Below are 14,791 nucleotides of genomic sequence, written 5' to 3' on the forward strand. Positions count from 1 at the left end.
TATGTATTGTGTTGGATTAACAGGCAATGTCGCCAGTGGTAAATCAACCGTTGCCGCTTTTTTTAAAAAACGCGGCCTCAAAGTGATTAGCGCCGATGAAATTGCAAGAAAACTAACCACCCCTGGCCAAACCGCATTAAATGAAATTGAAAATCATTTTGGCAATAGCGTGATTAATAATACAGGGGAACTCAACCGTAGTGCATTAAGGGAAATCATCTTCACTAATCCTAAACAGCGCTTATGGCTGGAAAAGCTATTACATCCCCTGATTCGGCAGGAGATCGCAAATGAAATTAGGACAACTAATAGCCCCTACTGTGTGATTGAAATCCCATTATTGAATGATCGCAAGGATTATCCTTATCTAAATCGCGTATTACTTGTCCTCGCTGAACGTGAACTACAGATCGAACGAGTCATGCGTAGAGATAAGAGTCCTCGCAAACAGGCATTGCAAATCCTGGAAACTCAGGCCAACGACTTAAATCGACGAGAAATTGCCGACGATATTATTGTAAATGATGATAGCTTGACGGAACTAGAAAAAAAAATTGAAAATTTGCATTATCAGTATTTACAATTTGCTCGCCAAAAGCCATGATGAGCTAAAACTTACTTATTATTCATGAGCTTTGCGCTGAGGTATGTTTTTTCCCCTTTTTATAGTATTATAATTTTATGCTAAACTGCGCAAAAATCGGCTAAGGACAGCAATTTCATATGCCTCAAAGTACAATTACTTTTCAATTAGCCACTCATTATCTGCCTAAAATTGCCTTACGGCTAGAATGTTTGTACCAAACCATTGATCAGGCTTGTGAAGAAACGCACCCCGTTATACATCACTATGCACTTAAAAATGTGATAGAAATCATTAAACTGATTGAAAAACCCGAGCTCAAAAGTAGGTTTTTAAAGGAATTGATGCGAATAGAACACATCTTAAACAAATCGAATACCAGCCTCTCTAAAGAAGTATGCGACAGTCTTCATACCCAAATACAAGTGTTGACCCATGTGGTTGGTCGTTTCGGGGAAAATATTCATAATAATCCTTTTTTACAATCTATAAGGCTTACCTTACCTACGCAGACCAATGATTACGAAGGTTATTCACCCCAACTTTTATTATGGTTAGAATCCAATCCAGCCCTACGGCAGAGAGATCTCGTTGTCTGGCTGGACAGCCTTCGCACCCTGCACTCTACGGTTGATCTCTATTTATCTTTATTACGCAACTCTGCTCAATTTGACAAAATTGATATATTCAATGGTTTTTATCAGCGACAGTTGCCATCGCGGACTTCCTGCCATCTGATCCTGCTCAGAATTGATAAATCCTTTGGTATTGCACCTCGCATGCAACTTGGCCATCATGGCTTCACCCTGCGCCTATGTGAAATCAGTACGATGCGTGAAGTACGCGAAACAGAAGCCAGGCTTGATTTGGCGATTTGCCAGTTATAGAAATTTTTACCCAACTATTCAATCAAATCTCAAACTTCCCTATTCCTGACCTCTTCAAATATTTCAATTTTTTGTGATTCTTAATAGTAGCTTAATGTTAATCAGCTATATTAACAATTATTAAATATGGGTATTTTACGATCACATTGATTTGGTATCGGCAGCAGGAAGCATAGAAATTTACCAAAAATCCGGGGTTTTTATGAATAGAACTGAATTACAAGCTAAAGTTACCGCAGCAATCAGAGCAATAGAACGTCTAGAAGCTGCTTGCCAGAATCCAGATATGAAATCATGGGACAAAACAGCTATTCATATTGAAGAATTAAGCCGAATCAAAGCCGAACTACAAAATAAATACTCCCCGCTTATATTGGAATTACCAGCTACCAAGCCAGATGCCGAAGCTCAATTATCTAAAGACGATCGTGCTGCATTAGCCGCTTACAATCGTTATGAAAAACAAATTGCAGCCTACGAAGTGTTTATTGCCCGAAAGACCTCGTATCATAGCAACATAGGTAAGACAGGATTTCTTATTCCCGAGCTAGACAGAGAGGTTTCCTCAGAACTTCCATATCCCAAAAAGTATGAAGAAGATGCTGAGTTTGCTAAAGCTCTAAAATCTTTTGAGCAACATAAAGCAACTTATGGGAATCTAAAAAATATGTTGCAACGAGCTACTCCAGACGTGATTCGCGGTCTGTTAGAGGACTTTATTAACAGCTACCGAACACTGAGGCTTGCCGTTGAAAGAGAGAGAAATCGTATTCAGGCAGAAAACGCAACCAAAGAAGCTTTATGGAAAGAGCTCAATGAAATTTCTAGTCCCTTAGTCAAAATTCATGGCATTAATTTACAAAAAGATGAACCCTATAAAACACTTGGTGTCAAAGCTGGTCTAATATACGCTCAAGTAGGTAATGCAGAGCGTAACCTCGCTTTAAAAGAGATCGTTAATCAACTGAAAGAGAACCTTGAGCGAGTTAATCAAGAAAGGGAAACTAATCTGATTGATTTAAATAAGAGAATAAAGGAGCAAGCAGAAACTTTTACTCATCTTTATGAGGAGATGGCTAATCTTTTAGAGAGCGCTGATATCGATGATACTATCATTGCAGATGTAAAGGATAGATTTGTTAGTGAATATAATAAGAAAATAGATAGTGACACCGATGAAGTTGAATTCAAAATAAGAAAACTAGAAACATTAAAAGAGCTTAGAACGGAATTTGACCGTGTAATTATTGACGAACGACAATACATTAGTTCTGGTGTAATTCAAGCAATTAATGTAATTGCAGATAAATTTGCCAAACATCTCAACGCATTGGATAGCCAAGTTGAGAATAGAGGCATAAAATTTGGGGATAAAGAGCAAGCTTTAATTGAACAGGTGAAAAAGACATTCAATGTTAACCCTGCCTATAAAGAAGTAGTAAGTCCTGATGCCTTAAAGAGAATACTCGATGATGTTCAAAATAAAGAGAAAGAATTTGATCGCCTATGGCCAAAAGTTGTAGAGGTAGTAAAACAAGGTCAGCAGGCAAGAATAGTAGAACTTAAAGAGACCCTTATTCCACAGCAACAAGAAACATTCCAGCATTTTTATAGTGACATTTGTAGCAAACTAGTTGCTTATGGATTATGGCCAGAAAATGAAGAAGAAAACTCGTTTATTGCAATAGAACAACAATTTACCAGACAATGCCAAACAGCGTGTCCTACGGATATTACCTTAGCTCGTCAAATTGATTTTTATCAGGATAAGCAAAAAACTTTAATTGAAATTACAAATCAGTTAACAGCAGAAATTCTTGACATACAAGAAGCTATTTGCACTGCTATGGTTGACAAAATAGATGAAGTAGCTAATGGTGTTGAGCAAAAACAAAGGGAAATTCTCGCCTACATTAAAACTCATAATCTTAAATTTGACCCGGAAGGGGCAGAAGCTATAAAAGCCATGCAAAGTGCTGCTATCGAACGAATAGCTCAACAGGCTAGAGGCAGCAAAACACCAAGCATGCTTGAACAAGCACTTCAAGAAGCTACAAAAAAAGAAAAAGAATTCAATGCATTATTGCCTGCTGTTAAACAAGCTATCGCACTTAGCGAAGAAGCAAGAATAACAGAGCTTAAAGACAATATTATTCCTAAGCAGCAAGAAGCATTTCAACATTTTTACTCTGATATCCAGGAAAAGCTAACTGGCTATGGTTTGTGGGAACAAAACAAATATAAATTTGTTGAAATACAGGAATATTTTAATGAGGAATATGAAGCCGTCCCGCAAAGAGGCTCTCATTCTATGACGATAGGTTTCTATCAAACTAAGCAAAGCACCTTAAATGAATATATAAACGAATTAAAGCAAGAAATAGTTAGCATGCAGGAAGCTATCTGTACTGCGATGGTAAAAGTAGTCGATACAATTGCAGATAGGGTTGAACAAGAACAGCGTAATATCAAAGCACAAATTCAAGAAGATTTTGCATTTACTTTCGAAGAACGAGCGCTTCTTGAGAAAATGGCTGCCTGTACCGTTGAACGCGTCGCTAAAGCTGCCAGAGATGGCAAGTCACCTGAAATTCTTGAACCTGTACTGACAAAAGCCTCAGATAAGGAAAAAGAGTTACAAGAAATACTGCCTGCTATAAAGAAAGCAATAGAACGTTGTAGAGAAGTTAATATTGCAGAACTTAAAGCAGCCATTACCAATCAGGGGCGAGTATTTAAAGACATCTTTAACAAAGTCCACGCCAATTTAGGTAGTTATGGGTTAGATCAAAGAGCCGTTTTGGAAATCAGTGAAGCATTTGATAATGAATTCAATGCAATCAATGAAGATGAAATCGATCCCATTGAATTTTATAAGAATAAATTACAGGCCTTGAAAACCATTGCAACAGGATTAGATAGAGCGGTAGTTCAAGCCGAACATGATATCGTTGCTAATTTAAAACATAACATCAATTCTCTAGTGGAGGAAATTGAAACAAGCCATCGAGAAGCTCTTGCTGCAAAACTGGAGCATGAATACAAGTTCAATGAAAATGAACAAGCACTTGTCGATGAGTTTGAAACTCCTGTGCCAAGAACCTATCAAGAATGGACTACTCAAGCACAATTAGAAGAACACTTGCAAGCACTCATGATTCAAAGAGAAGGACTTGCTGACAAATCTGAAAAAATAAACAAGATACTATCTCTTCATAACGGCATTCTCTCGGATGTTTATGACGATTTCTTTATCGACATGAATGATGCTGATAAAGATCAGGCAACAGCGATGCTTGCTACGCTGGGCAGGTATCTAGCCGTAAAAAATGAAACACTGAAAGACTGTATTACGTCGATCGGTTTTAAATATATTTTTAAACAACCTGCAATCGAAGCAATTGAAGACCTGGTACAAGGCAACCCAGATTACTCAGATATGCTAAAGCAATTACAGTTTATTAAAATATTGTCCGATAAAGAGATTGATGCTGTAGACTATCTAAAATCAAGCTCGACAGTCGAGGTAATTAATTTACTGCATGAAAAAGGCTTAGATCAATTTATAACTGAAGATCTGCTAGACAACGCTGAATTAATTAAGGCCTTAGGGCTGATTAATAAATATAGTTCCGTTGAAATTAACGAGGCTCTTTGGACCAATAACGGAATCAATATTAATAAAATGGCTATAGTTATCAACAAAATTGATGACTTTGTTACTAGTTATGTTTGTGAAAAACCAGCTAAGGAGGAATTAGCTCGATTCCGCCAGGCATCAATTCCTGCTTTATTAACAGATAAGACCTGCGAGGAGAAAAAACAAACTCTTTGTACTTTAGCAAAAAAGAATTTCGAACATCAGCATTCGACTCCCCGTGCTCTTGCGGATCTGTTACAATGCATTACAGGTGCGTTCTTAATCATTATGCCAATCCGCTACTTTGCCTATCATACACATCCATTTTTTAGCATGGCAGAGACAAATCGGGAGTCTCTAGTAAAACGGGAGATATTGCCCGAGTTGGCAAGCGACAACAATAAAGATGCACCCGAAAACGATCAGGGGCTACCACAAGTAGAGCCGCCTAAATAGTCAGTAACTGCAGACGGGAATATTCTTTGCAACATAACAAGAAAGGCGCAGCCTATGCTGCGCTGTCAGGCCTTTTTTTTGGCCTTATCGGGTACTTTGGCGTTAGTGTCATTAATGCTGATATTTCAGTCTCTAATATGTTATTTTGGCGCTTTCTTGTTTCCGGCCTTTTTATTGCTATTCTCTTAATTCCCAGTATAAAAACAGCACTGTCTAACGCCAGCACCTGGGAGCTTTTCAAGGTAACCGCCGCCGGTGCCTTATTTTACGGTGCCTGTTCTATCTTTTATTTTATCGCAGCTAAATATATTGGTAGCGGTTTATCGATGGTTATATTTTTTACCTATCCGGCTATCGTTATGTTGATCAATTTTTTGTTCTACAAACAAAAAATCAGCAAAATTTATTATCTGGCAATAACCATCATTTTCATTGGATTAGTCTTTCTCACCCATGGAGAGGGAATAAAATTTGATGTAACAGGAATTGGTTTAAGCTTATTATCCGCGCTTCTCTACGCCCTTTATTTAATAGCGAGTAAAAGCAGTCCAGTACCTGCCCTCTTAGCTACATTGATGGTTTCGATTGGTTGTATGGCAGCCTGCTTAATAGCTGCTTTAATGGATGGCACCTTCAAAGTCCCTGTCGGTATAAACGTTTGGTTTAATATTTGCGGCATCGGCATTATTTGTACCGCTTTACCCATTGTTTTGCTATTACAAGGTTTAAAATATATTAGTTCCGTACAAGCGTCGATTCTATCTGTCCTGGAACCAGTCTTTGTCGTTATTTTTGGTATTCTACTTTTGAATGAAAAAATTAATCTTATTCAGGCGATGGGTGTATTAGTTCTACTGTCAGGAGCTTTGCTTGCTTTACTGAGTGAGCGGCAAAATTGAGCTCAGAAACCTGCTAAAGCTTACAGCACGCTTTCGGACTGCTTACAATCCATTCTTATCAACTCAATAATCTCGATATTAGCCTCAGGAAACTGATAGTTATCCAAGTCCTCAATGCCAACCCAGTGCAGAGCAAGTTGAGATTCACGACAGCTGGGTTTTCCTTCATAACAAGTGATGATAAATACCAGCAAATGAACTACTTGGGCATCATAGGAATGGGTTACCTCAGTCAAAAAACGATAATCAAGAATATCAATACCGACTTCTTCTTTGATTTCCCTAATCAGAGCCTGCTCAGGTAACTCATTCGCTTCTAACTTCCCACCAGGAAATTCCCACATGCCGCCATGAGCAGCATGCACGGGTCTACGAGTAATTAATACTCTCTGTTCCTGATCAAAAATGATGGCAACTGCTACCTTCACACCAAGCTTCCATGACAACTTTTAAATTTTTTGCCGGAACCACAAGGACAAGGATCATTGCGCCCTATTTTTCTCTCAACTCGTCTAAAGGTAGTATCACTATTTTGCTCTCCGGCTTCAGCTTGCTCCTCTTCATGCAGAAACTGCATTTTACGGATCTGCTCTGCTCGGCGTTGCTCTTCAACAGCATTCACATCTTCTTCTGTTTGTACTTCAACCGAAGAGAGTAAACGAACAATATCGTATTTCAAATTATCAAGCATCATGGTAAACAAAGAGAATGCCTCTCGTTTATACTCTTGTTTAGGATCTTTCTGAGCATAACCCCGCAAATGAATACCCTGACGTAAATGATCCATTGCTGCTAAATGCTCACGCCAATGAGTATCCATGGTTTGTAAAATGACCGACTTTTCAAATTGGGCCAGTACTTCCCTGCTCGCTATTTTCTCTTTTTCCTGATATTGCTCAAGGCAAAGCTGGAATATTTTTTCTCTAATCTGTTCAGGCTGAATACTATGATCGTCTTCTATCCATTGCTCAACATCTGCCTTCAGTTTGAAATCTTCCGATAAAGCTTGTGTAAGTCCTTTCAGATCCCATTGATCTTCCAAACTTTGCGGGGGTATAAAATTGTCAACCAATCCATAGATAACATCCTCCCGCATCGATTCAGCTACCTCACGTGGATCAGTCATTGCCATAATCGCAGCACGTTGAGTATAGATGACTTTTCTTTGTTCATTGGCGACGTTATCATAATCAAGCAACTGTTTTCTGACATCAAAATGATGTCCTTCCAATTTACGTTGGGCATTCTCAATCGCTTTAGTCACCAAACTATGTTCAATAGGCTCACCAGGTTTCATACCCAAACGACGCATCATGGCGGCAACACGCTCAGAGGCGAAAATACGCATTAAATTATCATCAAGTGATAGGTAGAAGCGACTGCTTCCTTCATCACCCTGTCGTCCAGCCCGGCCTCGCAGCTGATTGTCGATCCGACGGGATTCATGACGCTCCGAACCAATGATACGTAACCCTCCTGCTTTGAGGACTGCTTCATGACGATTTTTCCAATCAGCGCGCACAGCCTGTCGAGCGGACTCTGTTGCATCCTCTGGCAAAGCCGCCAATTCCGCAGAAAGACTGCCACCCAAGACAATATCCGTACCTCGACCCGCCATGTTAGTAGCAATCGTTACGATACCAGGGCGCCCCGCTTCAGCAATAATCTGCGCCTCTTTTTCGTGGAACTTGGCATTTAATACCTGATGTTTTAAACCCGCTTTTTTTAATAACTGGCTTAACAATTCCGATGCCTCAATGGATGCCGTACCGACTAACACAGGTTGCTTACGTAGCACACAATCTTTTACATCCTCAATAATCGCTTGGTACTTATCCTGTTGACTTAGATAAATCAGATCAGCTTGATCATGGCGACGCATCGGTTTATTCGTAGGTATAACCACCACTTCCAGATTATAAATTTGTTGGAATTCATAAGCTTCCGTATCGGCGGTTCCTGTCATTCCCGACAGTTTGTTATATAATCTGAAATAATTCTGAAAAGTGATTGAAGCGAGTGTTTGGTTTTCCTGTTGGATGGCAACACCTTCTTTTGCTTCGATAGCTTGATGCAATCCTTCTGACCAACGCCGACCCGCCATAGTACGGCCAGTATGTTCATCGACAATAACAACTTGATTGTCTTTAACAATATAATCAACATCACGATGGAACATTGCATGAGCTCTGAGCGCAGCATTCACGTGATGCATAAGAATAATGTTACTGGCGTGATACAAGCTCTCGCCTGGATCCAGTAAATTTTCTTTCATTAACAGTTCTTCAATATGCTGATGACCAATCTCAGTTAAATGAGCTTGTTTTTGTTTCTCATCAATTGTGTAATCACCATCGTCTCCCTCTTCCTGTTGCCTTTTTAGCAAGGGAATCAATGTATTTACCTTCATATACAATTCTGAACTACCTTCAGCTGAACCTGAAATAATCAGAGGTGTACGTGCCTCGTCAATCAAAATAGAATCAACTTCGTCAACAATCGCAAAATTTAATTCACGCTGAACTTTATCTGCCAGGCTAAAGGCCATGTTGTCACGCAGATAATCAAAACCGAATTCATTGTTAGTACCATAAACGATATCAGCACGATACGCAGCTTGTTTGGCATCATGTGGCATATCGGGATAAATAACACCCACCGTTAAGCCTAAAAACTCAAAAATAGGTTGCATCCATTGGCTATCACGCTTAGCGAGGTAATCGTTGACTGTAACGACATGCACACCACGTCCACTAATAGCGTTCAAATAAGCAGGAAGTGTCGCAACCAGTGTTTTACCTTCTCCTGTGCGCATTTCTGCAATATTGCCCTCATGCAGCACCATACCGCCGATTAATTGCACGTCAAAATGTCTTAACCCTAAAGTCCGTACTGATACCTCACGCACCACGGCAAAAGCTTCTGCCAATAATTCGTCCAGTGTTTCGCCTTCAGCCAAGCGGGCTTGAAATTGTGCTGTTTTAGCGGCTAATTCCTCATCCTTAAGTACCTGCATCTGGGCTTCAAAAGCATTAATAACCTGTACTGTTTTTTCCATGCGTCGCAAAGTACGTTCATTGCGACTACCAAACATTTTTTTCATCAACGTATTCAGCATAGCCCTGATAATCCTCTCGATAATTCCGGCTTTAAAGGCGCTTAATTTACTAGAATTTTGCCCAAAATGCCACGTAAACCATACAATGCCAACCAAATAGCTCAGCACTGCAAACAAAATGAACGCTTGAATATCCTATTCTTCTTCATTTGGGGGCAATAACAATATATACAACGGGGATTCGCTGAATTTTTATATCGCAGCCAGAGCTGCTGCTGCCTCTTCCATTTCACTTAGCATAGCGACTGACTCATCTAATTTATCAACTTGTTTTAGCTGTTGTGCTTGTACTAATCTGTCTTTCCAGGATTTTGCATGCGGCAAACCATAAGCCAAATTAAAAGCTGGTTTAAGTAACAGAGTTAAAGGTATACCACGTTCAAATTGTCCACGAATATAGGCAATATATTCATGCCAGATAGCCGAACGTGTTGGTTGGGGTAAATCTGGATAAAGTTGATGATGAATAGCAGCCAATGCATAAGGATTTTGGCAAGCCAAACGCCCTAACATCACCCCATCAACTTGTTGTAAATGGTTTTTAATTTCATTTGCTGTATTAATATTACCGTTGATAACCACAGGTATCGTTGGTATTTCTTTTTTAATTTTATAAACAAACTCATAATGCAAAGGAGGAATGGTGCGATTTTGCTTGGGATTTAAACCATGCAGCCAGGCTTTCCGAGCATGCACAATCAATTTATCACAGCCAGCATCTATCAATCGGTGGGCAAAAGCCGCAAAAAAATCATAGCTATCCTGGTGATCTATTCCGATTCGCGTCTTAGCCGTCACCGGAATTGAAACTACTTTTTTCATTGCTGAAATACAATCAGCTACTTGTTCAGGTTCAGCCATCAAACAGGCACCAAAATGACCTGCCTGCACTTTGTCACTGGGACAACCCAAATTTAAATTAACTTCTGCAAAGCCTTTTTCCTCTGCGATTTTTGCGCAACGAACTAAACCATCCTTATTTGCACCACCCAGTTGTAATGCCAAAGGATGCTCCACAGGATCAAAGAAAAGTGCGCGCGCAGGATTATTGGTGACAGCCCCTATGGTTTGCATTTCTGTATACAACAAGGCATGGGGAGCTGTAAGACGCATAAAGACACGAAAATGCGTGTAAGTCCAATCAATCATTGGCGCTATAGCAAGCGGCGAAATTAAGGATTTGCGTAAAACGCCGATCTCGTCGTTAAAATTTGATTTTAATTCGGTCATTTAGTTAGCTAGACTCCCTCAGTAAAATCAAATTTTCCCGCAACCTCGAAATTTTTCGTAGTCCTGTTGAAAACAGTGGATTAGGTAATGATTGCACTACAAATTATCGGACCATTAAACTAAGGGACTATTATACTCTATTTTGCGGAGTCTGTTCACATTTCTACTATCTTGGCCGAAAAACATTGATTAGCTGCGCTTTGCCGCTCCCAATATTCAAATTGCCTGTAAGGCATCAATGACTAACTGGAGTCTCGTTCTTCCCTGATAATTATTGATATCCAATTTATAAGCAGCCTGTATTTTCTTAACTCGGTGATTGGGCCATTGATTTAGATCGACATTAAAAGCAATTGCATCAATAGCGTCTCCACCATCAGGATGAACCAAGGCCAACTTTAAATGATTTTTCCCGACTAAACGTTGATCAAGAACTTCAAAAATATTATCAAAACAAGGCTCAGGAAATTGCTGCCCCCAGGGTCCAGCCTGCTGCAAAAGCAAGGCTATTTGCAAACATAATTCGTCACGACTCAAAGAACCATCTGTCAAGAGTTCGCCTTCACACTGAGAGATATCGATATGTTTGGCAACTTCAGCAACAAAAGCCTGTTGAAAATCCTCAAACGCGTGCGGATGCATACTTAAACCAGCTGCCATAGCATGCCCACCAAATTTAGTGAGTAAACCAGGCCTATCTTTATCAACAGCGGCCAAAACATCACGTATGTTCAAACCAGGTACTGATCTTGCCGAACCTTTCAATTCATTCTCACTCACCGCAGCGAAAGCAATAACTGGCCGGTGATAGCGATCTTTTAAGCGCCCTGCCAGAATACCAATAACCCCTTGATGCCAAGACTGATCCATCAAACATAAAGCAAGCGGCAACCGCTGTGTATCAGTCATTTTTTTAGCTAACTTATCTACTGCTATCATTGCCTGCTCTTTCATTTCAGCTTCAATCACTCGCCGCTCTTGATTCAACTCATCTAATTGTTCTGCCAATAAACGTGCTTTCTCAAGATCATGGCTCAACAAACACTCAATACCCAACGACATATCATCAAGTCGTCCTGCGGCATTCAGTCTTGGAGCAACGACAAAACCCAAATCACTTTCTCGTAAACGGGAACAGTCACGATTGGCAATTTCAATTAAAGCTTTAATACCAGGGCGACAAAGACCTTGACGCATACGTGCCAGACCTTGATTAACCAAAATACGATTATTTTGATCAAGCGCCACCACATCCGCAACAGTGCCTAAAGCAACCAAATCAAGAAATTGTGCCATATTGGGTGCAGTAAGTTCTTGGGCATTAAACCAATCGTTATTAGCAAGATGCCGTCTTAAAGCTAACATCAGATAGAAAATAACACCTACACCAGCAATTGATTTACTCTTAAATTGATCCCCTGCTTGATTAGGATTCACGATTGCACAAGCCTTAGGCAAAATGTCAGCAGGCAGGTGATGATCAGTAACCAGTACATCAATACCCGCTTGATTGGCTGCATCAACACCATCAATACTGGCAATACCATTATCGACCGTGATTATCAAATGTGGCTGCCATTTTTTAGCAACCTCCACTATTGCTGGCGTTAAGCCATAGCCAAAATCAAAGCGATTAGGGACTAAAAACTCAACCTGAGAGGCTCCCATTGCACGTAAGGCTGAAACCGCGAGAGTCGTGGATGTTGCGCCATCTGCATCAAAATCACCAATAATAAGAATACGCTCTTTCGCCTCCAGGGCTTTAGCGAGACGAATACAAGCTTTATCAATATCTGTTAAGGCGTCAAACGGCAGTAGAGCTTGTAAACTTTTGTCTAATTGGGATTCATGGTTTACTCCACGAGAGGCATAGATACGCTGTAAAACAGGCGGGCAAGAAGGCAAAACGGGTAAAGAGTCGGGTAACTCTCGTTGTTTAATACGCATAACCTATTATCTCCATAATCTCGACCACCAGCGACTCTTTTGCTTGGTATATGCCAGGTTATTCCAAAACCAGTGCGTGGTAATATTTTTTGTGTTTTCCTCGATCATCGCCAAATTAATATGCTGCGGGTATTTTAAAAGTAACAAATCATTGTTTTGAATGACTGAATCTGGTGTGAAAAGGGTAATTTGCTCTAGTTGGTTACAAGGATTAACAAGAAGCACTTTATCGTCAGTAGCTATTTTTTTATTTTTGGGGAGTTTAAATTCACCGGTCCCCCAAAACCACAAGCCATTAATAGCCAATTTATTCTGTCGTTGCTGGTTTAGGGGATGAGAACTCAGATACATTTGTAATTCAGTGATTAAACGCTGCCAAAAAAGTGTGCTATCCATTGCCTCAAGAGCAGGCATCATCGACTGATGCTGCATTGCGTAAACTGATTTGCTACTAAAAACAGGCTTGGTATCTATGTTGAATAACCAAGTTTGCGCGTCGTGATATACCGGCGAAAAATCATCCCCTTTCAAAAACTGCTCAAGCTCCGCAAACAATAAGCGAGAGTGTTCTTCTGTTAACTCCAGCTCTTCACCAGTTGCAACCACCATTGCATCGTTATGACTTGCTTGCCAATGAATGGGGGATGCGATCAACCATTTCCCTTCTAAATGGTGAGAGAGACGCAGTAAATCAGCCAGTGGTGGGTAGATTGGATCATAACCCAGGCAACTTAAAAAATTGAGGTAATAGTGGCCAAAACTGACAAGTGGTTTACTTCCCTCTGGAGCATCGTCCTTTACACTGTTAACAACTACATCCATCACTAAACTGCCTGCAAGTAACCATCTCGTTTAAATAATGCCTTTAAATTACGTAACGCCTGCCGGGTTCTCTGGTTATTTTCTATTAAGCCAAAGCGAACAAAATTGTCTCCCTGTGGGCCAAATCCTATACCTGGAGATACGGCGACACAGGCTTCCTGTAGCAGATATTTGGAAAACTCAAGGGAGCCCATAGAGCTGTAAAAAGAAGGAATTGGTGCCCAGACAAACATGGTAGCTTTTGGTTTTTCTACATACCAGCCAAGATCCTGCAGACCTTCACATAACACATCCCGTCGCTGTTCATACAAAGCTCGAATCTCATGCACACAGTCATCAGGCCCCTCGAGTGCAGCGATAGCAGCCACTTGGATGGGGGTAAATGTTCCATAATCCAGATACGACTTAATTCGGGTTAACGCAGCAACTAACTCCTCATTACCACAGGCAAATCCAACGCGCCAACCAGGCATATTGTAGGATTTCGACATAGAATAGGTCTCAATTGCTACATCAATTGCACCTGGTACTTGCAAAATGGAGGGGGCTTTGTAACCATCAAAAACAATGTCAGCATAAGCTAAATCATGAATAATCCAAATACCATGATGTTTAGCCAACGCAACTACCCGTTCAAAAAATTCATATTCCACACAATGAGTACTTGGATTAGCGGGAAAACTGATAACCAAAGCTTTCGGCCTTGGCCAGGTTTGTTCAATAGCAACTTGCACTGCTTCTAAAAATTGATTTTCATCAATAAGAGGAATTTGCTTAACATTTGCTCCTGCAATGATAAAGCCATAGGTATGAATCGGATAGGCAGGGTCAGGAACCAGTACCGTATCGCCTGGGCCACTAATTGCCAAAGCAAGGTGGGCTAACCCTTCTTTTGAGCCTATTGTAGTAACAATCTGCTTTTCACTATCAAGGCCAACTTGATAATTGCGTTCATACCAGGATGCCATCGCACGGCGTAATCGGGGAATACCTTTCGACATGGAATAACGGTGAGTGTCAGGCCGCTTTACTGTTTCAATCAATTTATCAACAATATGCTGCGGGGTTGGTTGATCAGGATTGCCCATGCCAAAATCGATGATATCGTCTCCACGCGCTCGCGCCTCAGACTTCAACTGTGTTAATGTGTTAAAGACATAGGGCGGCAAACGTTTGATTCGTGGAAATTGACTCATCTTTTTAACCTCT

General features: G+C 40.4%; 10 protein-coding genes. 4 read left to right on the top strand and 6 right to left on the bottom strand.

What is annotated here, in order from left to right:
- The first annotated feature begins 1 nt into the window (after position 1).
- From coaE to Lfee_RS14800, 4 genes are all read left to right on the top strand, one after another.
- Positions 2-604, top strand: coding sequence for a dephospho-CoA kinase (gene coaE / locus Lfee_RS14785; RefSeq protein WP_058447750.1), 603 nt, complete (start codon positions 2-4; stop codon positions 602-604).
- Between the two features lie 119 nt (positions 605-723).
- Positions 724-1,470, top strand: coding sequence for a cell division protein ZapD (gene zapD, locus Lfee_RS14790; RefSeq protein WP_058447751.1), 747 nt, complete (start codon positions 724-726; stop codon positions 1,468-1,470).
- A gap of 202 nt (positions 1,471-1,672) precedes the next feature.
- Positions 1,673-5,566 carry a hypothetical protein gene (locus Lfee_RS14795; protein ID WP_058447752.1) on the top strand — a complete coding sequence of 1,298 codons (3,894 nt, stop codon included), beginning with the start codon at positions 1,673-1,675 and terminating at the stop codon, positions 5,564-5,566.
- A 26-nt stretch (positions 5,567-5,592) separates the two neighbouring features.
- The gene (locus Lfee_RS14800) at positions 5,593-6,465 is read left to right on the top strand and encodes a DMT family transporter (RefSeq protein WP_058447753.1); all 873 of its coding nucleotides are present in this window, start codon (positions 5,593-5,595) and stop codon (positions 6,463-6,465) included.
- 20 nt (positions 6,466-6,485) lie between these two features.
- Here Lfee_RS14800 and mutT read toward each other — a convergent pair whose 3' ends face one another.
- The 6 genes from mutT to alaC form a co-directional block, all read right to left on the bottom strand.
- Entirely contained in the window at positions 6,486-6,893 is a 408-nt protein-coding gene (gene mutT, locus Lfee_RS14805; RefSeq protein WP_058447754.1) for an 8-oxo-dGTP diphosphatase MutT, read from the bottom strand.
- Complete coding sequence (gene secA, locus Lfee_RS14810; protein WP_058448045.1) at positions 6,890-9,583, bottom strand: preprotein translocase subunit SecA; 2,694 nt, start codon at positions 9,581-9,583, stop codon at positions 6,890-6,892. The genes mutT and secA overlap by 4 nt, the downstream gene beginning before the upstream one ends.
- Before the next feature lie 192 nt (positions 9,584-9,775).
- Positions 9,776-10,813 carry a tRNA dihydrouridine(20/20a) synthase DusA gene (gene dusA / locus Lfee_RS14815; RefSeq protein WP_082646667.1) on the bottom strand — a complete coding sequence of 346 codons (1,038 nt, stop codon included), beginning with the start codon at positions 10,811-10,813 and terminating at the stop codon, positions 9,776-9,778.
- Between the two features lie 216 nt (positions 10,814-11,029).
- Positions 11,030-12,760 carry a single-stranded-DNA-specific exonuclease RecJ gene (gene recJ / locus Lfee_RS14820; RefSeq protein WP_058447755.1) on the bottom strand — a complete coding sequence of 577 codons (1,731 nt, stop codon included), beginning with the start codon at positions 12,758-12,760 and terminating at the stop codon, positions 11,030-11,032.
- Positions 12,761-12,766: 6 nt separating this feature from the next.
- Positions 12,767-13,582, bottom strand: a complete 816-nt coding sequence (locus Lfee_RS14825; protein WP_058447756.1) for a hypothetical protein — start codon at positions 13,580-13,582, stop codon at positions 12,767-12,769.
- Positions 13,583-13,584: 2 nt separating this feature from the next.
- Positions 13,585-14,778 (bottom strand): alanine transaminase, encoded by a 1,194-nt coding sequence (alaC, locus tag Lfee_RS14830; RefSeq protein ID WP_058447757.1) that lies wholly within the window; start codon positions 14,776-14,778, stop codon positions 13,585-13,587.
- Positions 14,779-14,791 lie beyond the last annotated feature (13 nt).

The organism is Legionella feeleii (genome assembly GCF_001467625.1).
GTDB lineage: Bacteria > Pseudomonadota > Gammaproteobacteria > Legionellales > Legionellaceae > Tatlockia > Tatlockia feeleii.

Bases quoted from the DNA above. Each gene is read 5' to 3' on its own strand.
- recJ (WP_058447755.1), bottom strand. From the start codon at position 12,760: ATGCGTATTAAACAACGAGAGTTACCCGACTCTTTACCCGTTTTGCCT.
- Lfee_RS14825 (WP_058447756.1), bottom strand. From the start codon at position 13,582: ATGGATGTAGTTGTTAACAGTGTAAAGGACGATGCTCCAGAGGGAAGT.
- secA (WP_058448045.1), bottom strand. From the start codon at position 9,583: ATGCTGAATACGTTGATGAAAAAAATGTTTGGTAGTCGCAATGAACGT.
- zapD (WP_058447751.1), top strand. From the start codon at position 724: ATGCCTCAAAGTACAATTACTTTTCAATTAGCCACTCATTATCTGCCT.
- coaE (WP_058447750.1), top strand. From the start codon at position 2: ATGTATTGTGTTGGATTAACAGGCAATGTCGCCAGTGGTAAATCAACC.
- dusA (WP_082646667.1), bottom strand. From the start codon at position 10,813: ATGACCGAATTAAAATCAAATTTTAACGACGAGATCGGCGTTTTACGC.
- alaC (WP_058447757.1), bottom strand. From the start codon at position 14,778: ATGAGTCAATTTCCACGAATCAAACGTTTGCCGCCCTATGTCTTTAAC.
- Lfee_RS14795 (WP_058447752.1), top strand. From the start codon at position 1,673: ATGAATAGAACTGAATTACAAGCTAAAGTTACCGCAGCAATCAGAGCA.